This window comes from Brevibacterium sp. UBA7493 (genome assembly GCF_002479565.1).
GTDB lineage: Bacteria > Actinomycetota > Actinomycetes > Actinomycetales > Brevibacteriaceae > Brevibacterium > Brevibacterium luteolum.
In genome coordinates this window covers 15,966-41,667 of record NZ_DLOD01000022.1, presented here as the reverse complement: position 1 = coordinate 41,667, position 25,702 = coordinate 15,966, and the positions used below count along the sequence as shown (strand labels likewise).

The following is a 25,702-nucleotide window of genomic DNA, read 5'->3' as shown; positions in this document are numbered from 1 at the left end:
GACTGCCTGAGTGGCCCGAAAAAAGTCAGAGAAGAAGAGCTGGCGTTCCTTCCTCGTGGAGGTCGCTGTCATCCTCGTCATCGCCCTGGTCGTCTCGACGGCTGTGAAGACGTGGGTGGTGCGCTCCTTCTACATCCCCTCCAGCTCGATGGAGCCGACCCTGCTCGTCAACGACCGGGTGCTGGCCAACCAGCTGCCGGGCAACACGGTCAACCGTGGGGACATCGTCGTCTTCACCGATCCCGGCGGGTGGCTCTCACCCGGGCTCGTCGCCGACTACAAGCCCAACCCGATCCTCGAATTCATCGGCCTCGTCCCCTCCGACGCCGGCACCCAGCTCGTCAAGCGGGCGATCGCCGTCGGCGGCGACCACGTCGAATGCTGCGATGCCCAAGGCCGCATCTCCGTCAACGGGCAGCCGCTGGATGAGACCTACCTCGGTGAGGGAACCGAGCCCTCGGAGATCGAGTTCTCCGAAGACGTCCCGGCCGGGCACTACTGGATGATGGGCGACAACCGCACCAACTCACTCGACTCCCGTTACAACGGTGATGCACCCGGCGGTGCCTTCGTCCCCGAGGACAAGGTGGTGGGCACTGTGTTCGTACGCAACTGGCCGTTTGACCGGGTCGGCCGGCTGAAGAACCCGGAGGCGGTATACGCCGATGTCCCGCAGCCCTGACACCGCCACCCTCGAACGCGCCACCCGCACCGGCAGCACCGCTGCCGGTCTGCGCGACCTGAGCGTCGAACGCGAGCTTGCCGCCAGCGGTGTCGAGTCGATCATCGGCATGGATGAGGTCGGCCGCGGCTGCGTGGCCGGGCCGATCGGCGTCGGTGCTGTCCACTATCGGCTGGTTGACCTGCTCGCAGGCGACATCCCTGCAGGCATCCACGACTCCAAGCAGCTGAACATCACCGCCCGGCAGACGATCGCCCAGACTGTCACCGCCTGGCAGCAGCACACCGCCGTCGCCTTTGCCGAACCAGCCGAGATCGATGCTCTCGGCGTCACACTGGCCCTGTGCCTGGCCGGCCGGCGCGCCCTGGCCGCACTGCCGCCGGCCAGCCTCGTGCTGCTCGACGGCAGCCATGACTGGCTGTCCTCCCCGCTCACCCTCGACTGTTTCGACACCTTCGGACCCGCCGCCGAGGTCGAGGTCCCGGACGTGCGCACGATCATCAAGGGCGACGGCACCCGCGTGACGATCGCTGCCGCCAGCGTGCTGGCCAAGGTCGCCCGCGATGAGCTCATGCACGCCTTGGCCACCGAATACCCCGGCTACGCCTGGGACTCCAACGTCGGCTACCTCACCCAGGCCCACCGCGCCGGCGTCGCCGCGCACGGGCTGAGCCCGCATCACCGACGCAGCTTCCGCATCGACGTCTGAACCCGAGCCGGGCAGACGCTCGCTGTCCAGCCACTGCCGCCGGTTGAAGATTCTGCAACCGCGGTCGGTGGCATAGGATGACGCCATGAGCGCCGAGGACCTGGAAAACTACGAAGCCGACTTAGAACTGCAGCTGTACCGCGAGTACCGCGACGTCGTCGGACTGTTCTCATATGTCGTCGACACCAACCAGCGGTTCTACCTGGCCAATTCGGTCGATCTCAAGGCCCACCACGAGGGCTCGGACGTCTACTTCGAAGTCACCCTCAAAGACGCCTGGGTGTGGGACACCTACCGCACCGCCCGCTTCGTCAAGCACGTGTCGATCCTGACCTTCAAGGACGTCAACATCGAAGAGATCGCCAAGAACGAGGACTTCGATCCGCCGCAGTCGCTGCGCCCGTGAAAGACGAAGAGCTGTGACCACACGTCGTTGTGCGGCCACAGCTCTGCGCTGCCGCCTGTGGATCAGCGAGCGTCGGCGATGCGCTGACCGGCCATCTCCTCAGCGACCTCGGCAGCCGGACGGCCCTCCGCCTCGGCCTGATCGAGGACCTGCGTGACCCGATCGAACAGCGAGAGCACGCTGGCACGCGAACCCTCCAGCGACGGCTCGGAGTAGATCATCGTCGCAGCGGCCATGACACCGCCGGCGTTGGCGAGGAAGTCGGGCACGTAGGCGATGCCGCGCTCACGCAGCTGCTGGCCGTGGGCCGGGGTGGCGAGCTGGTTGTTGGCGATGCCGCTGATGAGGCGGGCCTTGATGTCGCCGATCGTCTCATCGTTGATGATGCCGCCGAGAGCACAGGGTGCGAACACGTCGACATCCTGGGCATGGATCTCATCGGCGGGAACAGCGGTGGCGCCGAATGCCTCAACGGTGGAGTCGACAGCCGGCTGATAGACGTCGGAGACGACGAGCTCGGCACCGGCCTCATGCAGCATCCGGCACAGTTCGCGGCCCGTCCCGCCGAGCCCCTGCACAGCCACGCGCAGACCGGAGAGGTCCACCCGGTCAGCGGGATCCGAGGAGTCGGCCTTGGCGCGTTCCTTCCACACATGTGCGACACCGGCCTGCAGCGAGGTGAACGCGCCGAGGGCGGTGAACTGGGAGGTGCTGACACCTGCGGGGAACTGGCTGGCGCGGGCGAAGATGTAATCGCAGTTCTCGGCCAGCACGTCGGCATCCTCGGGGCCGACACCGACGTCGATGGCGGTCCAGTAGCGGCCGCCGAGTGTCTGCACGTGCTTGGAGAAGGCGCGCAGCACCTCTGCCTTGTCGGGGCGGTGCGGATCGGCGATGATGACGCACTTGCCGCCGCCCAGCGGCAGGCCGGCGATCGAGTTCTTGTACGTCATGCCGCGCGAAAGGCGCAGCACGTCGGTGAGCGCATCGGCTTCGGACTCGTACGGATACATGCGGCAGCCTCCGGCAGCCGGTCCGAGAGTGGTGTCGTGCACGGCGATGATGGCGCGCAGGTCGAGGTCGCGGTCATGGCAGAAGATGACCTGCTCGTGGTGATCGAACTCAGGGTGCGAGAAGAGGTCCACGGTGACTCCTTCGGTCTCAGGTGTGAGCAGCAGGCGCGGGATGTGCGCCCGTGCAAAAACCGCACGCGGTTCGCGCGAGCGGCCTTTGACCTCACCGTACATCGGTTCTGCCGGACAGAGGTAGCTGGGCGGGATGGTCCGGTGGCTGTACTACTTCTACTCTGGCTGTCCTTCTCGTCGCGCCTGTGCACGTGGGTGTTTGATGAGCCTTGACCCCGGGATTTCGGGCGCGGATCTTTTCCAGGACGTGTCGACAATTCGCGCAGTTCGGGAGTTAAAAACTCGAGGCTGGGTGATCCAGCGCAGATGATGGCGTGGGCACACGAAAAGCGGATTGGCCGAAAATGCAGATTCTGGCAATATTCGGCTGGGCGCGGCGACTGGCAGCGAGCGGTTATTTCGTCTCGTTCGGGTGGCTTGTGTGAACCTGCTCGAGGAATACAGTCTTGTCGACGACGAAGTACCAGATCCGAGCAGTGCCTTTCGCGGTCGGTTTGTGCTGCCAACGTTCGTGCGTGGTTCCGCCTCGGGAAAGATGTCCGAGCTGGCCCTTGAGCCGATAGTTGGTTGGAGTGGTGGTCAAAGGCGCCCGGGTGAGGAAATCCCAGGTATCGGCCATCGGATTGCGGATGGTTGCGACGAGGTCGCGCCAGCCCTTCTGTGCTTCGGCGGTAGCGAATCTGATTTCATACTCGACCTTGTTCGGAGGCCGAGGAACCAACGTGCCCTTCTTGCTGCCTGACACGGTCAGGGGCGCTCCACGACGTCGTCACCCTCGTCGAGCCATTCGAGTTCGGCACTCCCGAGTCCAGCGGCCATTGCCGTGGCTGTCTCCTTCCACGACGTCAGCTCAGCGATCGCCAGGTGCGGTTGATCAGTCGAGAAGGACGCTCGTGCGGCGTCGACGAGATTGTGAGCGCAGGACTCGCGGTCCTCAGGAGAGAGAGCGTGCATCCACGGGAACGACCTCGTCATGCGTTCGGGGAGAGTGCCGGATTCGTCGAGGGCGACGGTCAGCAACCGAGCAGCGAAGTCAAGCAGGTGAGTGCGGGCGTCTGCCTCGCGCTGCGACATGAGTACGAGCGCTTCGCCGTCTCGGCGCGTCACCGTGACGGGGTGATCTTCAGCCTCGGCGAAGACCTCGGCGGAGTGCTTACTCAGATCCGACGAGCGCCGAGTGTAGGCAGGGAGGGCGGAAGCAGCGGTCATAGATCCATCATATTCGGAACGTGTTCGGAAGTCTAGGGTTTATTGCTGCGGCTGTCTTCCCTCCGATGCTGACCTCGCGACTGGCTGGGTGTGGACCGGCACGGAGGCGTGAGCCCGGTCGGGTGTGCACGATCGGTGTCCGTCCACACCGGTAGGGCAGGCGTTCTCACCAGCCGCATGCGCTGGTGAGGTGGAGCCATGAAAGCACAGACACTCGGCCGCACCGGTGAGGACTACGCCACCCGCTACCTCGAATGCCTCGGTTGGACGATCCTGCACCGCAACTGGCGCTGCTCCAATGGCGAGATCGACATCATCGCCCGCGACGGTGACACGCTCGTCTTCGTCGAGGTCAAAACCCGTATCGCGTCCTGGGCAGGGCACCCGCTGGAGGCGATCACCCCGATCAAGCTCAGAAACCTGCGGACCCTCGGTCTGCGGTTCCTGGCCGAGTGCGATGAGTGGTATCCGCAGTTCAGGTTCGATGCCATCGGCATTCTGTGGAGCGCCCGCCAACCGGACCTCCAACACGTCCGGGATGTGCGATGAGTGCGGTGGAAGAGGAGCAGAAGGTCCGCGTCGTCGGCGGTGTGCGCAACCGTCTCGGCCGGGCCCAGGCAGTCGCGCTGTGGGGGACCAGCGGCACACCGATCAGCATTGAGACGAGCATGAACCAGGGCATTCCCGGCATCGACATCATCGGCCTGCCTGACGCCTCGGTCAGCGAGTCGCGCAAACGGGTCCGCGCGGCCCTGTCGAATCTGGGGATCTCGCTCAGCGCTGCGAAGGTGACGGTCAACCTGCAGCCGGGTGCGGTGAAGAAGGTCGGCACATCCTTCGACCTCGGCATTGCGGTGACGATCCTCGCCTGCGAGGAGCTCATTCCGGAGCACTCAGCAGATGGGGTCGTGCACTGCGGTGAGCTCGGTCTCGACGGGCGCATTCTGCCTGTGCGCGGGGTGCTGCCGACGATCCTCGCCGGTCTGGAGGCGGGCTTCACTCGCTTCGTCGTTCCCTACGGCAATCGTGCCGAAGCAGCTCTTGTCCCGCAGGCTGAGGTCGTTGCCGCCGGGCATCTGGCCGATGTCGTCCAGGCTCACGGTGGTCGTGCGGCACCATCCAACACCGAACCAGTGCCCGCGGCTCCCAGCAGTCGCGAGAACGTCATCGAACCCACCGATCTCGCCGACGTCCACGGTCAGCATGACGCCCGGCGCGCACTCGAACTGGCGGCCGCCGGTGGCCACCACTTGCTCATGAGCGGTGCTCCCGGCGCCGGCAAGTCGATGCTCGCCGCCTGTCTCAGCGGCATCGTGCCGCCGTTGAACCGCGATGAGCGCATAGAAGTGCTGGCCATGCAGTCACTGGCCGGCTGCGTCGAAGCCGATGAACTCGATGCTGTTGCTCCACCGTTCGAAGCGCCTCATCACCGGACGACAGCCACGGCGATGGTCGGTGGCTCCCGGCCGGGAGCGATCGGAGTGTTCTCACGCGCTCACCGCGGGGTGCTGTTCCTCGATGAGGCTCCGGAATTCAACCGCGACGTGCTCGAAGCGCTGCGTCAGCCGCTGGAGAGCGGCTACTGCGATATCCACCGCGCCTGGGGGTCGGTGGTGCTGCCGGCGAAATTCCAACTCGTGCTGGCGGCCAACCCGTGTCCCTGCGGTGTCGCTGGCATCAGCACCCAGACGTGTTCGTGCACCCCGCACGTGCGCCGCCGCTACCGGCAGAAGCTCTCCGGCCCGCTGCTCGACCGCGTCGACATCCAGCTCGACGTCCTGCCTGTCACCGCAGCCGACCTGCGCACGGATGCGCCAGTCGAGTCGTCGACTGTCGTCGCCGAGCGGGTGGCGGCAGCACGGGAGCGCCAGACCCACCGCTATGCCGATATGCCGTGGAACACGAACGCCCGCGCACCGGGTGCGTATCTGCGAGAAGCGTTCTCCTTCAGATCCAGTGAGACTCACGTCCTCGACCAGGCACTCGAACGCGGTCTGCTGTCGATGCGCGGATATGACCGAGTGCTGCGGATCGCCGCGACCATCGCCGACCTCGCCGGCCGAACCCGCCCCGATGGCGACGATGTGCTCGCCGCGGCACTCCTGCGCATGCGGGAGGCACAATGACCACCGACACTCAGCGACTGGCCTGCGTCGACCTGCTGCGCCTGGCCGAACCAGGCGATGAGATCCTCAAAGCCGGCGTTCTCGCCCTTGGTGCCGAGCGGATGCTCGCGCTCATCCGCTCCCGGCAGTCCGAGGCCGTTCCGCAGCTGCATGAGGCATGCGAAGCCGTCGGTCTGCAGGTCCCGGGAGACAAGCTGTCGACGGTTCACGAGCGGTGGCGGATGCGCCTGCCCAGCCTCAATGCCGTCCAAGAGCAGCGGATCATGGCCCGGCTCGGAGCCCGCCTCATCCATCCGGAAGATGATGAGTGGCCGACACAGCTGACTGAGCTCGGCATCCACGAGCCCCTCGCGCTGTGGGTGCGCGGACCTGGGAACCTGCAGGAGCTGCTCACCGGTTCGATCGCACTCGTCGGAGCACGTGCCTCAACGCACTACGGTGAGCATGTCGCCGGCAGCATCGCCTACGAACTGGCCATGCGAGGACACACCATCGTCTCCGGCGGCGCCTACGGCATCGACGCAGCCTCCCACCAGGCGGCGCTCGCCGCCGCCGAGACACCCGAGGTTGGGACGGTCGCCTTCATGGCCGGGGGAGTGGATCGCTATTATCCGCGCGGCAACGCCGACATGCTCACCCGCATCGGCACTCGGTATGCCGTCGTGTCCGAAACGGCAGCCGGACAAACCGCCATGCGACACCGGTTCCTGCTGCGCAATCGCCTCATTGCCGCTGCCGCCCAGGCCACCATTGTGGTGGAAGCTGGCTGGCGGTCCGGTGCACTGAACACCGCCAACAGGGCAGCTGAATTGCTGCGCACGGTCGGTGCGGTGCCCGGGCCGATCACCAGCCAAGCATCCGCTGGCTGCCACCGTCTCATCCGCGAGGGCCAGGCCGTCTGCGTCACATCTGCCGATGACATCGCCGAACTCGTCGAACCGATCGACGCCACCCGCAGCGAGACCGACCGTCAGCCAGCGCTGCGGATCACCGACGACATGACCGCAGAACAGAGCAGAACCTACAACGTGCTGCCGACCTCTCGCGGGATCGAAGCGGCGACTGCCGCCGTCCGCTCGGGTCTCGACGCCCACACCGTCATGGCGGCGCTTGCCGCACTCGAACTGTCCGGGCACGTCGAACGCGAAGCCCACGGCTGGGTGAAGAAGCGCGCAGTCGTCACCCGAGGAGCGACCGGCTGACGCGGCTCGAATCCGGTGGCAGCGGTCAGCAGTCTGCCTGCAGATCAGTCGCCGGCACACGATGTCGCTCATACGACGTCATCTGGCCAGCCACTCCACGCTCAACGCTCGCGGCAGCGTCAGCTGCTCGTCGCCGGCGAGCCACCGGCTGGCCCGACAGCGTGGCTGGCTACACTGAGAAGCATGTCGACTTCCCCCGACACCGCGGCACAGCTGCCCGGAGAGTACGCTGAAGCGCTCGCCGCCTTCGCCGAAGAGCTGCGTGTGCACCGAAACGCGTCTGAGCACACCGTGCGCAATTACCTCAGCGATGTGCGCACCTTGCTGACCTTCCTCACCGACGACGATGGACACCTGCCGTTGGACGCCATTGAGCTGGGCAACTTGCGCCAATGGCTGCTCGCTCAGTCGCGCAGTGGAGCTGCGCCGGCGACCACTGCGCGGCGGATCGCAGCGGTGCGCGCCTTCTGCGCGTTCTGCACCCGCCACCAGCTCATGCGATCCAATCCCGCGCTGCGCTTGGCAAGCCCCCGCAAGGCCTCGCGGCTGCCGGCAGTCCTGCAGCAGCGCCACGTCGATGCCGTCATGCAGCACACTGAAACCGAACCCAGTGAGGTGACTGCTCGCACTGATCCCGAGGAAACCGGTGAGACCGAACGCTCCCCGAAAGACGAGGCGCTGCGGCTGCGCGATGCCGCACTGCTCGAACTGCTCTACGCCACCGGCGCACGCGTCTCAGAGATCGCGGCGCTGCACACGACGAGCATTGACACGGATCGCAGGCTCGTCACCGTCATGGGCAAGGGCAGCAAGGAACGCCGCGTGCCCTTCGGACTGCCTGCCCAGCGTGCACTGCGGGCGTGGCTGCAGCGCGGCCGGCCAGTGTTGGAGAACGACAGGACCGCTCGTGATGCTACAGCACTCTTCCTCGGTGCCCGCGGCGGGCGCATCGATGTCCGCCAGATCCGCTCAGTCGTCCATACAGCGACTGCCGGCCTGCCGGACTCACCGGAGCTCTCACCGCATGGGCTGCGGCACTCGGCGGCCACCCACATGATCGAAAACGGTGCTGACCTGCGCGAGGTGCAGGAGTTCCTCGGGCATGCCTCACTGAGCTCGACGCAGATCTACACCCACGTCTCCCTCGGACGGCTGGCCGAAAGCTACCGGCAGGCGCACCCCCGCGCCTGAACCGGCAGCAGCTTGTCAGGAGCCCAGCGTGGCCTTGAGGCTTTCGTGCATCGGGGTCTCACCGTCAATGATGTCGAACTCCCGGCCGATGGTGCGGCCGTCATCGAGGATCATCGCGATGAACTCCGCGACATCCTCACGCCGTGTCGTGGCCCCACGTTCGGTCCCGGTGGCGATGTCGAGGCAGCCGGTGCCAGGCTCATCGAGCAGCCGGCCCGGCTTGACGATCGTCCAGTCCAGGCCGCTGGCGCGCAGAGCATTGTCAGCCTCGCGCTTGGCATCCCAATAGGCGGCGAAGACCTCTTCGGTGCCTTCCGGCGTCGGACCGCCGGCGCCGATGAACGAGATCTGCACGAACCGGTCGATGCCTGCCGCGGCGGCTGCCTGCATCGCCGCGATCGAGGCGGCCAGGTCGACGGTGTACTTGCGGAAGATGCCAGAACCGCCACCGGCTCCGGCGGCGAAGATGACGGCATCGGCATTGCCGAACGCCTCCACCAGCTCAGCCTGCGAGGCCTTCTCCAGGTCGCAGACAACCGGCACAGCGCCGAGCTCTTCAAGTTCAGCAGCGTGCTCCGGGTTGCGGATGATCGAGCGGACTTCCATATCCGGGGTGACAATTTCAGTGAGGTGACGGGCGATCTTTCCGTGGCCGCCGACGACGGCGATGCTGTGAATGCTCATGCCAGCCACAACGACACACACCAGGCAGCTATTCCAGTTCTGACACGGCAGGGCAGTGGGTGGCAGCGACCCTACTGCCGTCCCTTGTACTCCCAATGCCACGCTTCCGGCAGCGACCCGGACTGCCGGGCCCAGCTCGGGTGCACCCAGCCGAAGCGCGGGGCGTTGGAGCGCATCCACTCATGCTGCACAGTCCCGAATCGGTTGATCCCACCACCGAGGTCGACTGCCAGGCCCCAGCCGTGATTCGACTTGCCGGGCGTGGCGGCCATCCGGCCCTTGCGCCTTTTGAGGATCACCTGTGTCTGATAGTCCCGGTACGAGTCCGTCACCGAAATCAGCTGGCCGAAGCGCTGCCGGTAGGCATCGCTGAGCTCATCGAACGACCGCGCCGCGTCACAGCGCAGCCGATGCCCAGCGGCACGATCCAGCGGGCACAGCGCAACGGCTGGGATCCGGCCGTTTGAATGCCCTCCCCACGCGCCGGCACCGGAGGATCCGTCATCGCCGGAAGCCTCCGGCATCTCCTCAGGGGCCTGCGCCTCAGGCAGCAGGATCGAGAAGTCCTGCGAGAAGAACGCAGCCGGATTCAGATAGTCCTTCGGCTTGCCGCTCGCCCACACCCCAACGTGCACGCACCCGTCATCACAATGACTCGGATCAGCAACTGTGCCGACCGGATGACCAGCCCACACCTCATCACCGGCTGTCAGATCCGTCTCGACCGGTTCGAAGGACACGATGTGCCTACCGACATCCAGACTGAACACCGGACGCCCGGCCACACTGCCAGCGAAGTGCACCGTTCCTGACCGCGGGGCGCGGATCGACTCACCCGGCAGCACCGCGACATCGATGCCGCGGTGGCCTGACTGCCAGTTCTGCTTCGGCTTGTCGAAGGCACGCACCACCTCAAACCCGGGCACCGGAGTCACCCAGTCACCGGAATCGGCTGCAGCTTCCGCCGCCTGTGCCGCCGCCGGGGCGATGATGACCACGGGCCGGCCGAACCTGTCAGGATCACCGGCCTGCTCTGCCGGCAGCCCGGCCGGCACGGCCACAACCCCGGCGAGGATCCCGCACACGGCGATGCACCCCAGCTGCTGCAGTCTGGCCCTGATCCCGGTGCGCTCACGTCCACTCATGCCCTCCACACTCATGCCGCGCACACACCCAGCCCACACCTCGGGCACGGCTGTGGAGGACGCCTCGCCATCCCCAGCACTCCTGGCACGCACGCCGGGACCATCCACACACCTCGGGCCCGGTGAGGGCAGGGGCGGCAGGTTTGGTCGCTGGCGGGGAAGATCGTAGACTACACATAGCAGAACTGTGTGCTCTTCAGCCCCGCGCCCGCGCGAGACTGATCAGCTGCAGATCTGACTACGCGCATCCGAGTACCCGCGGCGGGCCACCGGTGCAGATCCCATCCTCCGCGACACCGCACACACGTGTGCGGTGTCGTGCGGCTGAGCTGGGACTGTCGGCCCGACACGGCGGATGCCAGGCATCAACCGAATGACAATGAAAGGAGTGCGCCGGCATGGCCGTCGTCACTATTCGCCAGCTGCTTGACAGCGGCGTCCACTTTGGACACCAGACCCGTCGTTGGAACCCGAAGATGAAGCGCTTCATCTTCACCGAGCGCAACGGCATCTACATCATCGACCTGCAGCAGACGCTGGGCTACATCGACACCGCCTTCGAATTCATCAAGGAGACGGTCGCTCACGGTGGCTCGATCATGTTCGTCGGCACCAAGAAGCAGGCCCAGGAAGCCATCGAAGAGCAGGCCAAGCGCGTCGGCCAGCCGTACGTCAACCAGCGTTGGCTCGGCGGCATGCTGACGAACTTCCAGACCATCTCCGGTCGTCTGCGCCGCCTCAAGGAGCTTGAGGAGATCGACTTCGACGACGTCGCAGGCTCGATGTACACCAAGAAGGAACTCCTCATCCTGCGCCGCGAGAAGGACAAGCTCGAGAAGACCCTCGGCGGCATCCGCGACATGCAGCGCACCCCGTCGGCCGTCTGGATCGTCGACACCAAGAAGGAGCACCTGGCCGTCGACGAGGCGAAGAAGCTGGGCATCCCGGTCATCGCCATCCTCGACACCAACTGCGACCCCGACGAAGTCGACTACCCGATCCCGGGCAACGACGACTCGATCCGCTCGGTCGCTCTGCTCACCCGCATCGTCGCCGACGCTGTGGCAGAGGGCCTCATCAAGCGCCACTCCTCGGACGAAGGCGGCGAGAAGAACGTCTCGGCTGTCTCCGTCGAGCCGATGCCGGAGTGGGAGCGCGAGCTCCTCGAGGGCAAGGGCGAGGACAAGGCTGTGGACACCGAGGCCAAGGCCGAGGCGACTGCTGAAGCCCCGGCCGAGCAGCAGACCGAAGAGACCGCTGAGGCCGGCTCCACCGAGTCGACCGAAGCCTGAGCCGCATCCGCTCGTCTGACCCAGACCACCACGTCTCAACAAGGAGATCGCATGGCAAACTACACTGCCGCTGACATCAAGGCGCTGCGCGACCGCACCGGCGCCGGCATGATGGCTGTCAAGAAGGCTCTCGACGAAGCACAGGGAGATCAGGCCAAGGCCATTGAGATCCTGCGCGTCAAGGGACTGAAGTCCGCTTCGAAGCGCGAGGACCGCTCGACCTCTGACGGTCTCGTCGCCACCCACGTCGAGAACGGCGTCGGCACGATGATCGAGCTCAACTCGGAGACCGACTTCGTCGCCAAGTCCGACAAGTTCGGTCAGCTCGCCGACGAGGTCCTCAAGCTGGCAGTCGAGGCCAAGGCCGACAGCGCCGAGGCGCTGCTGGACTCCGAGGCCGACGGCAAGAAGGTCTCGGAATTCATCGCCGAGCAGGGCGCTGTCCTCGGTGAGAAGGTCGTGTTGCGTCGCGTCGGCCGTGTCGAAGGCAGCAAGGTCGACTCGTACCTGCACCGCACCAACCCGGACCTGCCCCCGCAGGTCGGCGTTCTCTTCGCCTACGAAGGCGATGACGACGAGGCAGCCCACGATGTCGCCGTGCACATCGCCGCTATGACCCCGACCTACTTCTCGCGTGAGGACGTCCCCGCCGACGTCGTCGAGAAGGAGCGCAGCATCGCACTGGAGACCTCGAAGAACGAGGGCAAGCCCGAGCAGGCGATCCCGAAGATCGTCGAGGGCCGCGTTAACGCGTTCTTCAAGGACAACTGCCTGCTCGATCAGCCCTTCGCCAAGGAGCCGAAGAAGAGCGTGCAGACCATCCTCGATGAGGCCAAGGTCAAGCCGCTGGGCTTCCAGCGCTTCCGCGTCGGCAGCTGAGCGACGCACTGATCGCTGACTGAAGGCGGCAGTCCCCACGTGGGGCTGCCGCCTTCGGCATGTCCGCACCCCGTGCCCGAGGTGGTGGTGACCTGCCGTGCCGCAGGTGGAACCGGGGGCGTGCGGACACGTTAGACTGATCGGTGGTGTGCCCTCAGAAAGGGCCGCCAGCCTGCCGCCTGACAAGGAAGAAAGCGATGTCGGAATCTCCAGTCCATTCCTCCAAGCACGACCAGATCTCCCCGGTGCGCACCGATCGCCGGCGCATCCTGCTGAAGCTCTCCGGTGAGGTGTTCGGCGGCGGCACCGTCGGCGTCGACCCCGACGTCGTGGCAGCGGTGGCCAAGGAGATCGCCACCTGTGTGCCGGAGGTCGAGATCAGCATCGTCGTCGGCGGCGGCAACTTCTTCCGCGGCGCCGAGCTCTCCCAGCGCGGCATGGACCGCACGCGCGCCGACTACATGGGCATGCTCGGCACCGTCATGAACTGCCTGGCCCTGCAGGACTTCCTCGAACAGCAGGGAGTCGACACCCGCGTGCAGTCGGCGATCCCGATGACGCAGGTCGCAGAGACCTACATTCCGCGCCGGGCGATGCGCCACATGGAGAAGGGTCGGGTAGTCATCTTCGGCGCCGGCGCCGGACTGCCGTTCTTCTCCACCGACACGGTCGCCGCCCAGCGCGCCCTGGAGATCCGCGCCGATGAGGTCCTCATCGCCAAGAAGGGCGTCGACGGCGTCTACACCGCCGACCCGAAGACCGACCCGACTGCTGAGCGGATCGACTCGATCACCTACCAGGAGGCGCTGCAGCGCGGCCTCAAGGTCGTCGACGCCACCGCCTTCAGCCTGTGCATGGACAACGCCCTGCCGATGCGGGTGTTCGGCATGCAGGGCGAGCACAACCTGCGCCGCGCGATCGCCGGTGAGCCGATCGGCACCACCGTGCGCGGCGCCTGAGCCGCCAGGCCCCCTATCACCCTGCCCGCCTGCCGTGCTGGTGGAGGCGGAGACAATAGAATAGACCTGAGGGACGACCAGCAGTTCCGCAACCGACCGAAGAAAAGAGTGCACCGCGATGCAAGCAACTCTCGCCGAAGCCGCAGAGAAGATGGACAAGACGATCGAGGCGACGAAGGACGACTTCGCCTCGGTGCGCACCGGACGCGCGAACCCCGCACTGTTCGCCCACATCGAAGTCGAGTACTACGGCACCCCGACCCCGCTGCAGCAGCTGGCGTCCTTCCAGGTGCCCGAGGCCCGCACTCTGCTCATCACCCCCTATGACCGCACCGCCCTCGGCAACATCGAGACCGCGTTGCGCAACTCCGACATCGGCGCCAACCCGGCCAACGACGGCAACGTCATCCGCGTGGTGCTCCCGGAGCTGACCGAGGATCGCCGCAAAGAATACGTCAAGATCGTCAAGGGCTACGCCGAACAGGGCCGCGTGTCGATCCGCAACATCCGCCGCACCGCCAAGGACGCCATCGAGAAGATGCAGAAGGACGGCGAGGTCGGTGAGGACGAAGCCAAGCGCGCCACCGGTGAGCTCGACGAGCTGACGAAGAAGAAGGTCGACTCCATCGACCGCCTCCTGGCAGCCAAGGAAGAAGAGCTGCTCGAAGTCTGAGCCCAGCGATGGCCCAGCAACCAGTCGACGGCGAGAAGTGGGAACTCTACACCCAGGAGTTCCCGCGTCGTCGTGATGCCATAAGAGCCGAGCGGGAAGCCGCCCGGACCGGGCAGCTGCCGGTCATCCAGCCGGCGCCCACACCGCCGGCTCAGCGGACGGGCAACACCGCCGCCGGGGCCGAAGCGCAACGGCAGGCGACTGAGGCGCAGTGGCAGGCTGCTGATGAGGCGCAGCGCGCTGAGGAACAGTCCCAGGCGACCGAGACCCAGCCGCACGCAGTGGTCGGCTCCCCGCCGGCCTCGGCCTACGGACACGGGCTCGTCACCCCGACCCCGGAGGCGGAGAAGGCCGCCGAGGCCACCAGCGCAGATACCGCGACGGCAACCGACAATGCCCCGGGATCGGCCACCGCCGCCGAACCGGAGAAGAAGGACTACGGGCGCGCCGGGCGCAATCTGCCGGCGGCCATCGCCGTCGGCGCGGTGCTCGGCGGGGGAGTGCTGGCCTCGCTGCTGTTCTACCCGCCGTCCTTCGTCGTCATCGTGCTCATCGGCGTCATCGTGGCGATGTGGGAGCTGGCCAACGCGCTCTCACGCTCCGGCTCCGTTGTCGCCCGCGTACCGACCGTCACCGCCGCAGGCCTCATGATCCTGGCGACCTACCTGGCCGGCCGTGAGGCCCTGTGGGTGGCTTTCACCGTCGGGGCCGGAGCGATCCTGCTCTTCACACTCCTCGAACGCCGCCCCAATCCGGTCAAGGACGTCTGCTTAAGCCTCTTCGCACTCACCTATGTGGGGCTCATGGCCTCCTCGGTCGTCTTCATCCTCACCCAGCCGGACGGCAACCTGCTCGTCATCCTCTTCCTCGCCCTCGTCATCGCCAGCGACATCGGCGGCTACACCTTCGGCGTGCTGTGGGGCAAACACCCGATCGCCCCGAAGATCAGCCCGAAGAAGTCCTGGGAGGGTTACGCCGGCTCCGCCGTGTTCTCCACCGCCGTGGGCATCTGCATGGCGCTGTGGGCCTTCGACGCCCCAATCTGGACCGGCGTCGTCCTCGGCACGATCATCCCGGCATTCGCCACCCTTGGTGACTTCTCCGAATCCATGATCAAACGCGACCTCGACCTCAAGGACATGGGCACCCTGCTGCCCGGCCACGGGGGAGTGATGGACCGCCTCGACTCGATACTCCCGACCGCCCCGGTCGCCCTCGTCCTGTTCACCTTCCTGCCTGGATTCATCACATGAGCCTTCTTGCCTCCCTGTCTCAGGTCCTCCCGACCGAGACGATCATCACCGATGCCGACATCATGGCCTCCTACCTGCACGACGAGGCCGAATGGGCGCCCTACGGCCAAGCCCTGGCGATTGTGCGCCCGCGCGAAACCGCCGAAGTGGTCGCCGCCGTGCGCTGGGCGATCGAGCACTCGGTCGCCGTCGTCGCCCGCGGGGCCGGCACCGGGCTGTCCGGCGGGGCGAACGCGCTGGAGGGATGCCTGGTCATCAGCTTCGACGCGATGAACCAGATCCTCGACGTCGACCCGGTCGAACGCACCGCCCGGGTGCAGCCCGGCGTCGTCAACAATGACCTGCGCGCCCGGGTGGCAGAAGACGGCCTGTGGTACCCGCCGGACCCGGCGAGTGCCCCCTGGTCGACGATCGGCGGCAACGTCGCCACCAACGCCGGCGGACTGTGCTGCGTCAAATACGGCGTCACGAGCGAATACGTCCTCAACCTCGAAGTCGTCACCGGCACCGGCAAGCTCGTGCGCGTCGGCAAGACGACAGCGAAGAACGCCGCCGGCTATGACCTGCGCGGCCTCATCATCGGCGCTGAGGGCACACTCGGCATCGTCACCGAGATCACCGTGCGTCTGCTGCCGCTGCCGCAGGACTCCCGGGCGATCGTCGGCTACTTCGACAGCCTCGTTGACGCCGGCCAAGCCGTCGCCCACGTCACGGCTGCCGGCATCATCCCCTCCGCGCTCGAACTCGTCGACTCCTACTGCCTCAAAGCAGTTGATGAGTGGAAGAACATGGGTCTTTCGGCCGAAGCCGAGGTGCTGCTGCTGGCTGCCACCGACGTTCCCGGTGCTGCCGGGCAGGCCGAAGCGGAGGGCATCGTCGCCGCCTTCGAATCCGCTGGCGCCACCTTTGCTGCCATCAGCGAGGACGCTGAGGAAGCCGATGCGTTCTTTGCCGCCCGCAGGCTCGCCTATCCGGCTCTTGAACGGCTCGGCCCGGTGCTGACCGAAGACGTCTGTGTGATCCGCTCGAAGGTGCCCGAGGTGCTCGGCAAGATCCAGGAGATCGGCCGCAAGCACGACACGGTGCTCGCCCAGATCGCCCACGCCGGCGACGGCAACCTGCACCCGCTGCTCGTCACCCCGATCGGCGACGACGCCGCCCGCGAACGCGCGCAGGCGGCATTCGAGGAGATCATCACTGTCGCCTTGGAAGCCGGCGGCACCGTCTCCGGTGAGCACGGGATCGGGCTGCTGAAGAAGCCGGGCCTGTCCCGGGAGCTGAGCGACGACGTCCTCGACATGCACCGGGCGATCAAGTCCGCGCTCGACCCGCACGGCATCATGAACCCCGGCAAGGTCTTCAGCCTCGGGGCGTAAGCAGACGGTCCTCAATCAGCGGCGGAGCGATCGGCGTCCCGCTGCGCCGGCGAGCACCCTGGAGCGTCTCGGCGAAGAGCCAGAGGCCGGCAACGATCTGCACGACGGAGAGCACGCGATTCCACGCAGCACCGTCGATGAACAGGTAGATGCCGACGGCGACCACGAGCAGGCAGGCGACCAGCCGGAGCTTCTCATGACCGGTCACCGCAGATCGCCTACGACCGGTTCACGCGAGGTTCGGCTCGCGGAGTCAGCAGCGGGATCGGCCGCTTCGTCCCGGCGCCGCCTGCGGATGCCCTGGATGAGGTCGATGAGGAGGATGATGCCGGCGATGACCGCCACCGCGCAGATGAGCGGAAGCCATCCATCGGTCCTGAACACCAGATAGGCACTGGCGCCGATGACAACGAGCGCAGCGACGAACCGGACGATCTCGGTGCCCGTCATGGGGATCACAGCTTTCGTGTGGGGGGTCTTCCATCGTGCCAGATGAGATCGCCTGCCACCAGCATCTGAGGGTTCTTCGCTAGGAGAGTGCCGCTCTCACACATCGCCCAGCCTGCACATGCGATACTGGGAGGACATGACTGAGAAGACCTCCTCCACACCGACCAACAGGCCGCCCCGCCGACAGGTGCGGCCCATCGTCGAGCACGCAGACGGCACCACCTCGCGCACCCCGACGCGTGACGGCCGGCCGCTGCTGAACTTCAAGTCCCCGCGCGTCACCCAGCCGCCGACCCACCTGGCCGATATGTCGATGGACGAGCGGATCGCCGCCGTCACCGAGATGGGACTGCCAGCGTTTCGCGCCAAGCAGCTCTCGACCCACTACTTCGTCCACCACACCACCGACCCCGAGGCGATGACCGACCTGCCGAAGGACCGGCGTGCCGAACTGGCCGAGAGGTTCTTCCCACCGCTTTTGACCGAGGTGCGCCGGCTGCGCACCTCCAACGGCGACACCATCAAGTTCCTGTGGCGGCTCTTCGACGGCGCCCTCGTCGAATCGGTGCTCATGCGCTACCGCAACCGCATCACCCTGTGCGTGTCCTCGCAGTGCGGCTGCGGCATGAACTGCCCGTTCTGCGCCACCGGCCAGCAGGGCCTGACGAGGAACATGTCGACAGCTGAGATCGTCGAGCAGGTCATCCGCGCCGACCAGGTCATCGCCGCTGGCGAACTGGCCGACGACACCTCGGGTGACACCGACATGCTCGGCAACCCAGCCGCCGCCGTCGGCTCCGAAGCCGACGAAGACCAAGGCGAGGCCCCAGCCCAGGCGAGCGAACATGCTGAGGGCACCACCGCCTCGGGCGCGGGGCAGGCCGAACGCGTGACCAACATCGTCTTCATGGGCATGGGCGAGCCGCTGGCCAACTACAAGCGCGTCATGAACGCCGTGCGCCGCTTCGTCGACCCGGCCCCGGCCGGCCTGGGCATGGGTGCGCGCCGCATCACCGTCTCGACAGTCGGGCTGGTGCCCGGAATCAACAAGCTCGCCGCCGAGGACATCCCGGTCACCTTCGCACTCAGCCTCCACGCCCCAGACGACGGCCTGCGCGATGAGATGATCCCGGTCAACACCCGCTGGAAGGTCGACGAGGCCATCGACGCCGCCTACAACTACTACAAGGTCACCGGCCGGCGCGTGAGCATCGAATACGCTCTCATCAAGGACATGAACGACCACGCCTGGCGCGCCGAACTGCTGGGCAAGAAGCTCAACGCACGCGGCCGCGGCTGGGTGCACGTCAACCCGATCCCGCTCAACCCGACCCCCGGTTCGGTGTGGACGGCATCCGAGCCCGAGGTGGCAGCTGAGTTCGTGCGCCGCCTCCAGGACGCCGGGATCCCGACGACGATCCGCGACACCCGAGGTCAGGACATCGACGGGGCATGCGGCCAGCTTGCCACGGCCGAAGAGGACTGAGCGCTACACTTTAAGCACCGCACAGCATTCACAAGGAGAGCGACGTGGAGACGAACTTCCCCAGGATGTCGGGTTGGAAGAACGGATACGACCCCGCACAGGTCGACAGCTTCTTCAAGCGGGCCCGCGAATCCTTCGAATCCGACACGCCGCAGCCCGGCGATCTCGACGCGCGTGCGGTGCGCACCGTCGGCTTCGACCTGGTGCGCAACGGCTACCACGTCGGCGTCGTCGACGCCGCCCTCGACCGTCTCGAAGACGCCTTCGCCAAGCGCAGCCGCGACCGGCTCATCTCCAGCTCCGGTGAGGACGCCTGGGTCAAGGAGCTCACCCGTGCCGCCAGCTCGCTGCGCGGACGCCTCGCCCGCGAATACGGCGAACGGTTCAACCACCCGGAGAAGGGCCAGATCGGCTATGACGTCGAAGAGGTCGACGATCTGTGCGACCGCATCAACGGCTACTTCACCCAGGGCAAGCCGATGAGTGTTGACGAAGTCCGTCGCGTGCTCTTCCGCACCCGCAAGGGCAACCGCGCCTACGACGAGGACCAGGTCGATGCGTTCATCGACCGGGTCGTCGAGGTCATGGCCAGTGTCGACTGATCAGCTGCACTGGTTCCGCAAGCCGGGCACGAACTCACCGAAGGACAAGGGTACTTTCAACCCCGTCTTCGAGCTGCTCGACTACCCGATCGTTACCGGGCGGGCTGACGAGATCTTCTTCGCCGACGCCGAGGTGTCGCTGACGTACGAGGACGCCCTCGACCGGGTCGCGAAGTTCGCCGGCATCCTGCGCGCGGTCCACGAACCGGCCCCGCCGTTCCTCGTCATCGACGACGGGCTGCGCCCGGTCACCCTCATCCTCGCGATGCTCGCTGCGCTGCGGCTGGGCAGCTGCGTGGTCCTCGGATCCAAGAGCCTGAAGCCGGGGGAGAAGAAGACAGCCCCCGTGCTGCGCCCGGCCGAAGGCGCGCAGGCGGAAGCCGGCGAGCACGCCAGCAGAAACGGCGACGCCGCCGCTCAGACTGCCGCGAAGGCCGGCATGCACACGGAGACCCGCAAGATCTGGTCGCACTTCGAAGGCACCGAGCTGCTCGCCGACGGACCGGAGAGCAAACCGCTCGACGCCGGGGCGCTCATGAAGGAATCGGCGTTCAAGCATGCCGCGGCGGCAGAGATCGGACCCGGCCGCGAAGTCCTGCGCCTCGACGGGGTGAGCCTGAGTGCTGCCGAGAGTCTCAACGCTGTGGAGATGTTCCTCAGCCGCTGAGCGATCTGAGCCAGCCAGACAGCCCGTGGAAAGGCCGCGATCGGCTCTGTGCCGCCGATCACAGACGTCCGAAACGGCCTTGATCCCGGTGTTACCGTAAGCCTCATGGCGATCGACAGACGGAAGCTGGCGCGGCGGGCGCGCCGCTATTGGGCGATCGTCATCGTCATCTGCACGTACTTCGGCTTCCACTCCTTCATGCTCACCGGCCTGGCCGTCATGGCCCCGAACCTCGGGCTGGCCTCGTTAACGGTGACGATCTACATGGGCCTCGGCATCCTGCTCGACTCACCGGCCGCCTCGGCGATCGAGCGCTACGGACTGCGGCGGGTCATCGGCACCTCCGGCATCCTCATCCTGCTCATCACCATCGGGCTGCTCATCGCCGGCTCCGGCTGGTGGATCGTCATCTTCGGAACCCTCTACGCCTGCTGCTCCAGTCTCATCTACATCCCCGCCCTCGCGCACTACGCCTCGATGCTCGGGGAACGGCAGGCCGACGGCCAGCGCATCAACGTCTTCATCCAGCGCGGCGGCGCACTGGCAGCAGGCCTGTTCATCACCTGGGCCCTGGCAGCCGAGCAGCCCCACGTGCTGTTCGTCATCGTCGCCACCACCGGGCTCGGAATCCTCGTCGCCGCCTGGTGGCTGCCCGGGCCCAGCCGCGACCGGCACGTCACCCAGCGGGTGCCGCTGCTGAGCACCATCGTCTATTCGGTCGCAGCGATCGGCCGGTCATCAGTCATGGCCCGCGGGGCACTGTCGGCCTCAGCACTGCCGGTCATCTTCATCACGACGAGCTCGATCTTCCCGCTCGCCCTGCCGGAGTTCGGCGCTGCGATCGGTGTCGGACTCGTCATGCGCGAACTCATTGCCATGGCCACAGCGACCGCTTTCGGTCACGGCTCGATGCGCCGAACCAACCGCGAGTTCGCGGCTGCGGTGCTGCTCGCCCTGATCGGAATCTCCGGGGCACTGTGGATCGAGCAGAACTGGGCCGTCATCACCGGCATCATCCTCACGGGCCCACTCATCAGCTCCGCGATCGTCACGTCATCGCTCAACACCCGCATGGCAAGCCTCAGTGCAGCGCACCCGTGGGCCTGCTTCGCCGGTATGGGCATCGCATCACGGACCAGCGGCCTGCTCGTCCCGCTTGTGCTCAGCGCGGCACTGTCAACCAGCCGGCAGGCGCTGGAGGTCGTGCTCGTCATCGTGCTCATGCTCATCGCTTGCGGCATGCTCATCGGTCGGCAGCGTCAGGACGGGCTGCCGGGCTGAGACCTACCGAGCGCATTGTTGAAGACCGCCTCTGAATTCCCGAGATCGCTGCCCAGAATCCGGCACGCATTGGAGGTGCTCCTGTGAGCTCGTCGGCGAATCCGAGGGCGAACGGCAACGGCCCCTGTGACTTGCGCAGAGTCACCGGGGCCGTGATGTCGGTCGGCCGATTAGCCCTCGTAGTTGGCGAAGGCGTTGATGCCGGTCATCGCGCGGCCGAGGGTCAGCTGGTGCACCTCGTGGGTGCCCTCGTAGGTGAGGACGGTCTCGAGGTTGATGGCGTGGCGCAGCGGAGAGTACTCACTCGTGATGCCCGAACCGCCGAAGGTGGCGCGCAGGTCGCGGGCGATGTTCATCGCGGTGTCGACGTTGACCATCTTGCCCAGGGAGATCTGCTCCGGGCGCACACCGACGGTGTCCTTGAGCTTGCCGAGGTGGGCGGCCAGCAGGGTGATCGACGAGTACTGGCCGAAGGCCTTCGCCAGCTTCTGCTGGGTGATCTGGAACGACGACAGCGGACGGTTGAACTGGATGCGAGTGCCGGTGTACTCCAGTGCGGAGAGGAGCGAGTCACGGGCAGCACCGGTGACGCCGAAGACGATGCCGTAGCGGGCCTCGGACAGGCAGGACAGCGGTCCCTTGAGCCCCTTGGCCTTCGGCAGCATCGCCGATTCCGGCAGACGGACGTTGTCGAGCACGATCTCACCGGTGATCGAGGCGCGCAGCGACAGCTTGCGCTTGACCTCGGGCACCTCGACACCGGGGGTGTCGGTGGGGACGACGAAGCCGCGGACAACTGGGCGGCCCTTCTCGTCATCTTCTTCGGTCTTGGCCCACACGACGCAGACATCGGAGACCGGGGAGTTGGTGATCCACATCTTCGCGCCGTTGAGGATCCAATCGGAGCCGTCCTTGGTCGCGCGGGTCTTCATGCCAGCCGGGTCCGAACCGACATCCGGTTCGGTCAGGCCGAAGCAGCCGAGCTTCTTGCCGGCGGCCATCTGCGGCAGCCATTCCTCCTTCTGCTCCTCGGAGCCCCAGTTGTGGATGGCGAACATCGCCAGCGATCCCTGCACGCTCACCAGCGAACGCAGACCCGAATCGATGGCTTCGAGCTCACGGCAGGCCAGGCCGTACTGGGTGGCGGTCGCTCCGCCACAACCGTATCCTTCCAGATGCATGCCGAGCACGCCGAGCTCACCGAGCTGCTCTGCCAGCTCACGAGCCGGGATCGTGCCTTCGAGGTACCAGTCGCCGATCTTCTCCCGGACGTTCTCGTCCAGCCACTTGCGGACGATGCCCGCCCACTCGAGGTCCTCCTTCTCGAAGACCGAATCGATCGCCAGAATCTCGTCAGGGGTCATGGTTTTGCTCATCGTCGAGTTCCTCTCCTCGTGGGGCAGCAGTGAGCGCACGTGTCATCGCGTTCTAAGAAATCAATGAGATGATCTGTCACCGTGAAGGTACGTAACGTCATTGTACTGGGGGCCACTGGCTCGGTTGGCACCCAGGCTCTCGAAGTCATCGCCGCCAACCCCGCCAGATTCGCCGTCACCGGCATCGGAGCGGGGTCGAATATCGACACCGCAGTCGACCAGGCGATCCGCGCCGGGGCCCGCGCACTGGCCATCGCCACCCCGCCTGCCGGGGGAGAAGCCCAGGTCAGGCAGCTGCTGGAGGAACGCGCCGTCCAGCTCGGCGCGCAGGTGGCAGTCGAGACGATCTTCACCGGTCCCGAGGCGTCGGCCCGGTTGGCAGCCGAACCCGCCGACGTCGTGCTCAACGCTGTCACCGGTGCCGCCGGTCTGACCTCGACGCTGGCAGCCCTCGAATCAGGCACCGATGTCGCGCTGGCGAACAAGGAGTCCCTCATCATCGGCGGTGAGCTCGTGCTGCGCACCGCTGAGGAGAACGCAGCCCAGCTCATCCCCGTCGACAGCGAGCATTCGGCGATCGCCCAGGCGCTGCGCGCCGGCCGCCGCGAGGAGGTCTCCCGGCTCATCATCACCGCCTCCGGAGGTCCCTTCCGCGGCATGAGCGCTGACGAGCTGGCAGCCGTCACCCCCGAACAAGCGCTGGCCCACCCGACGTGGAACATGGGCACCGTCATCACGACGAACTCCGCGACCCTGGTGAACAAGGGCCTGGAGGTCATCGAAGCGCATCTGCTCTTCGGCATCGACTACGACCGCATCACCGCCGTCGTCCACCCGCAGAGCCGCATCCACTCGATGGTCGAGTTCGTCGACGGCTCGACGATCGCCCAGGTCTCCCCACCTGACATGAAGCTGCCGATCGCCTACGCCCTCGGCACCGATCGCGACGGCACCACCACCCGTATCGCAGGTGCCACCGCACCCGAACCCTTCGACGCCGCGAGCTCCTGGACCTTCGAGCCGGTCGATGACGCGAACTTCCCGGCCCTCGGTCTGGCGATCCGGGCCGGCAGGGCCGGCGGGACCGCACCAGCGGTATACAACGCCGCCAACGAAGAGCTCGTCGCCGCCTTCCACGCAGGCACGATCACCTTCCCGCAGATCTCCGAGGGCATCGCCGCAGCCCTCGACCAGCACCTCGGGAACGGGGGAGAGGCCACCGAGCTGACCCTGGAGACCGTGCTGGCAGCAGACCGCAGTGCCCGCGAGTTCATCGCCGGCTGGCTTGAGCCGGCTGCCGCGGAGGGGGCCCGCGCATGACCAGTCTGCTCTACGCCCTGGGCATCGTCCTCATCCTCATCGGGGTCTCCATCTCGATCGCCCTGCACGAACTCGGCCACCTCATCCCGGCCAAGAAGTTCGGCGTCAAAGTCACCCACTACATGGTCGGCTTCGGCCCGACCCTGTTTTCCCGCCGCCGCGGGGAGACCGAATACGGCATCAAGGCGCTCCCACTCGGCGGGTTCATCGCGATGCCGGGCATGTACCCGCCCAAGCACGCCACCCACGCCACCGTCGACCAGTCGCACGGGGCCACCGACGCCTCGGGCATCGTCACCGAAGCCGTCGAAGGCCACGAGGACAGGGAGCTGGCCGGAGTCGGTGCGAGCCCCGAAGCTGCAGGCGGGTCCACAGAGATCCCGACGGAGTCCCGGAAGCCGCGGATGTTCGAGCGCACCATGGACGACGCCCGCGAATACTCCAACCAGTTCATCGAGCCCGGCGAGGAGCACCGCACTTTCTACGCCCTCTCGGTGCCAAAGCGGCTCGTCGTCATGTTCGGCGGCCCGCTGGTCAACCTGCTGCTGGGCATCCTGATCCTCGGGATCATGCTGCTCGGCGTTGGTGTTCCGACCCTGAACACCACCGTGGCCACCGTCTCCGAATGCGCGGTTCCGGCCACCGAAATGGCCAAACGCGCACCAGCCGACCAGAATCGCTGCCTGCCCGGCGACCAGCCGACCCCTGCAGCCGAGGTCGGCATCGCGCCGGGCAACACGATCATCTCCATCGACGGCAAGCCGATGCACTCCTGGAACGACATCACCCGCGAAGTCCGCGGCCTGGCCGGCAAAGAGGTCGACATCGTCGTCGAGGACGGCGGAGCGCAGAAGACCATCCCGACGACGATCATCGCCGCCGAGCGCCCCGTCTACGAGAAAGGCGAGCTCACACGCGACGGCAACGGCGAGCTCGTCACCGAGACCGTCGGCTTCCTCGGCGTCGGCCCGGACAAGGCGTACACGCCGATCCCGGTGAGCGAGTTCCCCGGCCAGATCGGCCAGGCCCTCGGCCGGACCTTTACAGCACTGGCGACGCTGCCGGTCAAGCTCGTCGACATCGTCCAGGTTGCCACGACGAACAAGGAGCGCGACCCTGAGGGCATCATGGGCATGGTCGGCGTCGGCCGGGTTGCCGGTGAGATCGTCTCGACCGACCAGATCGACGTCACCGGCAAAGTCGTTACCGGCCTCGGGCTGCTCGGCTCGCTCAACCTGTTCCTCTTCGCCTTCAACATGATCCCGCTCCTGCCGCTCGACGGCGGGCACATCGCCGTCGCCCTGTACGAAGGCGCCCGACGGCGGATCAACCTCGCCCGCGGTCGCGGGATCATCGGGCCCTTCGACACCGCCCGGCTGCTGCCGCTGACCTACGTCGTCGTCGGGCTGATGCTGTGCATGACCGTGCTGCTCGTCTACGTCGACATCGTCAAACCCGTCGTCCTGTTCCAGTAGCGACGGCAATCGTTAGCGAACTGTAGCCACCGGAAATCCTGAACCGCAGCTGAGCGCTGTGTGAGAGGTTACGATGATTCCACCAGCGGCCGGTCACCGGCCGCCGGGACCACC

The 25,702-nt window shown here is 66.5% G+C and carries 27 protein-coding genes; 19 read left to right on the top strand and 8 right to left on the bottom strand.

Annotated features, from left to right (window positions below; all coding sequences use genetic code 11):
• The first annotated feature begins 10 nt into the window (after positions 1–10).
• The 3 genes from lepB to B4E96_RS12765 all read left to right on the top strand — a co-directional run bounded on the left by lepB (position 11) and on the right by B4E96_RS12765 (position 1,797).
• Complete coding sequence (gene lepB, locus B4E96_RS12775; RefSeq protein ID WP_259844764.1) at positions 11–682, top strand: signal peptidase I; 672 nt, start codon at positions 11–13, stop codon at positions 680–682.
• Positions 666–1,391, top strand: coding sequence for a ribonuclease HII (locus B4E96_RS12770; protein ID WP_286957901.1), 726 nt, complete (start codon positions 666–668; stop codon positions 1,389–1,391). The genes lepB and B4E96_RS12770 overlap by 17 nt, the downstream gene beginning before the upstream one ends.
• A gap of 85 nt (positions 1,392–1,476) precedes the next feature.
• Positions 1,477–1,797, top strand: a complete 321-nt coding sequence (locus B4E96_RS12765; protein ID WP_102162575.1) for a DUF2469 domain-containing protein — start codon at positions 1,477–1,479, stop codon at positions 1,795–1,797.
• A 62-nt stretch (positions 1,798–1,859) separates the two neighbouring features.
• Here B4E96_RS12765 and B4E96_RS12760 read toward each other — a convergent pair whose 3' ends face one another.
• From B4E96_RS12760 to B4E96_RS12750, 3 genes are all read right to left on the bottom strand, one after another.
• The gene (locus B4E96_RS12760) at positions 1,860–2,942 is read right to left on the bottom strand and encodes a Glu/Leu/Phe/Val dehydrogenase dimerization domain-containing protein (RefSeq protein WP_259844756.1); all 1,083 of its coding nucleotides are present in this window, start codon (positions 2,940–2,942) and stop codon (positions 1,860–1,862) included.
• A 394-nt stretch (positions 2,943–3,336) separates the two neighbouring features.
• A complete protein-coding gene (locus B4E96_RS12755; RefSeq protein ID WP_286957899.1) occupies positions 3,337–3,687 on the bottom strand; it encodes a hypothetical protein in 351 nt (116 codons plus the stop codon).
• 2 nt (positions 3,688–3,689) lie between these two features.
• Positions 3,690–4,151 carry a prevent-host-death protein gene (locus tag B4E96_RS12750; RefSeq protein ID WP_102162578.1) on the bottom strand — a complete coding sequence of 154 codons (462 nt, stop codon included), beginning with the start codon at positions 4,149–4,151 and terminating at the stop codon, positions 3,690–3,692.
• 198 nt (positions 4,152–4,349) lie between these two features.
• Here B4E96_RS12750 and B4E96_RS12745 point away from each other — a divergent pair, with 198 nt between their 5' ends.
• The 4 genes from B4E96_RS12745 (at position 4,350) to B4E96_RS12730 (ending at position 8,670) form a co-directional block, all read left to right on the top strand.
• A complete protein-coding gene (locus B4E96_RS12745) occupies positions 4,350–4,700 on the top strand; it encodes a YraN family protein (RefSeq protein ID WP_102162579.1) in 351 nt (116 codons plus the stop codon).
• Positions 4,697–6,277: a YifB family Mg chelatase-like AAA ATPase gene (locus tag B4E96_RS12740; protein WP_286957897.1), complete on the top strand. Its 1,581-nt coding sequence runs from the start codon at positions 4,697–4,699 to the stop codon at positions 6,275–6,277. Before B4E96_RS12745 ends, B4E96_RS12740 begins: the two co-directional genes overlap by 4 nt.
• Complete coding sequence (gene dprA, locus B4E96_RS12735; RefSeq protein WP_286957895.1) at positions 6,274–7,479, top strand: DNA-processing protein DprA; 1,206 nt, start codon at positions 6,274–6,276, stop codon at positions 7,477–7,479. The genes B4E96_RS12740 and dprA overlap by 4 nt, the downstream gene beginning before the upstream one ends.
• A 183-nt stretch (positions 7,480–7,662) precedes the next feature.
• A complete protein-coding gene (locus B4E96_RS12730) occupies positions 7,663–8,670 on the top strand; it encodes a tyrosine recombinase XerC (RefSeq protein ID WP_286957894.1) in 1,008 nt (335 codons plus the stop codon).
• A gap of 15 nt (positions 8,671–8,685) precedes the next feature.
• Here B4E96_RS12730 and B4E96_RS12725 read toward each other — a convergent pair whose 3' ends face one another.
• Together B4E96_RS12725 and B4E96_RS12720 are read right to left on the bottom strand one after the other, a co-directional pair.
• The gene (locus B4E96_RS12725; RefSeq protein WP_102162583.1) at positions 8,686–9,354 is read right to left on the bottom strand and encodes an NAD(P)H-binding protein; all 669 of its coding nucleotides are present in this window, start codon (positions 9,352–9,354) and stop codon (positions 8,686–8,688) included.
• Between the two features lie 71 nt (positions 9,355–9,425).
• Positions 9,426–10,499, bottom strand: coding sequence for a D-alanyl-D-alanine carboxypeptidase family protein (locus tag B4E96_RS12720; protein ID WP_286957892.1), 1,074 nt, complete (start codon positions 10,497–10,499; stop codon positions 9,426–9,428).
• A 398-nt stretch (positions 10,500–10,897) separates the two neighbouring features.
• On the opposite strand from B4E96_RS12720, the gene rpsB reads away from it, so the two are divergent.
• From rpsB to B4E96_RS12690, 6 genes are all read left to right on the top strand, one after another.
• Positions 10,898–11,791 carry a 30S ribosomal protein S2 gene (rpsB, locus tag B4E96_RS12715; protein WP_259844740.1) on the top strand — a complete coding sequence of 298 codons (894 nt, stop codon included), beginning with the start codon at positions 10,898–10,900 and terminating at the stop codon, positions 11,789–11,791.
• Positions 11,792–11,842: 51 nt separating this feature from the next.
• Positions 11,843–12,670, top strand: a complete 828-nt coding sequence (gene tsf / locus B4E96_RS12710) for a translation elongation factor Ts (RefSeq protein ID WP_102162586.1) — start codon at positions 11,843–11,845, stop codon at positions 12,668–12,670.
• Positions 12,671–12,867: 197 nt separating this feature from the next.
• Positions 12,868–13,629, top strand: coding sequence for a UMP kinase (gene pyrH / locus B4E96_RS12705; RefSeq protein ID WP_102162587.1), 762 nt, complete (start codon positions 12,868–12,870; stop codon positions 13,627–13,629).
• Between the two features lie 118 nt (positions 13,630–13,747).
• On the top strand, positions 13,748–14,302 hold the full coding sequence (gene frr / locus B4E96_RS12700) for a ribosome recycling factor (RefSeq protein ID WP_170273424.1): 555 nt from the start codon (positions 13,748–13,750) through the stop codon (positions 14,300–14,302).
• Between the two features lie 8 nt (positions 14,303–14,310).
• The gene (locus B4E96_RS12695) at positions 14,311–15,555 is read left to right on the top strand and encodes a phosphatidate cytidylyltransferase (RefSeq protein ID WP_286957890.1); all 1,245 of its coding nucleotides are present in this window, start codon (positions 14,311–14,313) and stop codon (positions 15,553–15,555) included.
• Positions 15,552–16,931 (top strand): FAD-binding oxidoreductase, encoded by a 1,380-nt coding sequence (locus tag B4E96_RS12690; protein WP_286957888.1) that lies wholly within the window; start codon positions 15,552–15,554, stop codon positions 16,929–16,931. Before B4E96_RS12695 ends, B4E96_RS12690 begins: the two co-directional genes overlap by 4 nt.
• Here the strand turns inward: B4E96_RS12690 and B4E96_RS12685 are convergent.
• Positions 16,915–17,139 carry a hypothetical protein gene (locus tag B4E96_RS12685; protein WP_170273427.1) on the bottom strand — a complete coding sequence of 75 codons (225 nt, stop codon included), beginning with the start codon at positions 17,137–17,139 and terminating at the stop codon, positions 16,915–16,917. The genes B4E96_RS12690 and B4E96_RS12685 overlap by 17 nt on opposite strands.
• Positions 17,136–17,381, bottom strand: coding sequence for a hypothetical protein (locus B4E96_RS12680; RefSeq protein WP_286957885.1), 246 nt, complete (start codon positions 17,379–17,381; stop codon positions 17,136–17,138). The genes B4E96_RS12685 and B4E96_RS12680 overlap by 4 nt, the downstream gene beginning before the upstream one ends.
• A gap of 136 nt (positions 17,382–17,517) precedes the next feature.
• Between B4E96_RS12680 and rlmN the strand changes: the two genes are divergently transcribed.
• The 4 genes from rlmN (at position 17,518) to B4E96_RS12660 (ending at position 21,417) form a co-directional block, all read left to right on the top strand.
• A complete protein-coding gene (rlmN, locus tag B4E96_RS12675) occupies positions 17,518–18,867 on the top strand; it encodes a 23S rRNA (adenine(2503)-C(2))-methyltransferase RlmN (protein WP_286957883.1) in 1,350 nt (449 codons plus the stop codon).
• 44 nt (positions 18,868–18,911) lie between these two features.
• Positions 18,912–19,469, top strand: a complete 558-nt coding sequence (locus B4E96_RS12670; protein WP_257995173.1) for a DivIVA domain-containing protein — start codon at positions 18,912–18,914, stop codon at positions 19,467–19,469.
• Positions 19,459–20,136: a hypothetical protein gene (locus B4E96_RS12665; protein ID WP_259844731.1), complete on the top strand. Its 678-nt coding sequence runs from the start codon at positions 19,459–19,461 to the stop codon at positions 20,134–20,136. The genes B4E96_RS12670 and B4E96_RS12665 overlap by 11 nt, the downstream gene beginning before the upstream one ends.
• A gap of 105 nt (positions 20,137–20,241) precedes the next feature.
• On the top strand, positions 20,242–21,417 hold the full coding sequence (locus B4E96_RS12660) for a hypothetical protein (protein ID WP_286957881.1): 1,176 nt from the start codon (positions 20,242–20,244) through the stop codon (positions 21,415–21,417).
• A 170-nt stretch (positions 21,418–21,587) separates the two neighbouring features.
• Here the strand turns inward: B4E96_RS12660 and B4E96_RS12655 are convergent, their stop codons facing one another.
• The gene (locus B4E96_RS12655; protein ID WP_286957880.1) at positions 21,588–22,793 is read right to left on the bottom strand and encodes an acyl-CoA dehydrogenase family protein; all 1,206 of its coding nucleotides are present in this window, start codon (positions 22,791–22,793) and stop codon (positions 21,588–21,590) included.
• Between the two features lie 81 nt (positions 22,794–22,874).
• Here B4E96_RS12655 and dxr point away from each other — a divergent pair, with 81 nt between their 5' ends.
• Together dxr and B4E96_RS12645 are read left to right on the top strand one after the other, a co-directional pair.
• Complete coding sequence (gene dxr / locus B4E96_RS12650; RefSeq protein ID WP_217007147.1) at positions 22,875–24,113, top strand: 1-deoxy-D-xylulose-5-phosphate reductoisomerase; 1,239 nt, start codon at positions 22,875–22,877, stop codon at positions 24,111–24,113.
• Complete coding sequence (locus tag B4E96_RS12645) at positions 24,110–25,588, top strand: M50 family metallopeptidase (protein WP_286957877.1); 1,479 nt, start codon at positions 24,110–24,112, stop codon at positions 25,586–25,588. The genes dxr and B4E96_RS12645 overlap by 4 nt, the downstream gene beginning before the upstream one ends.
• The last annotated feature ends 114 nt before the right edge of the window (positions 25,589–25,702 follow it).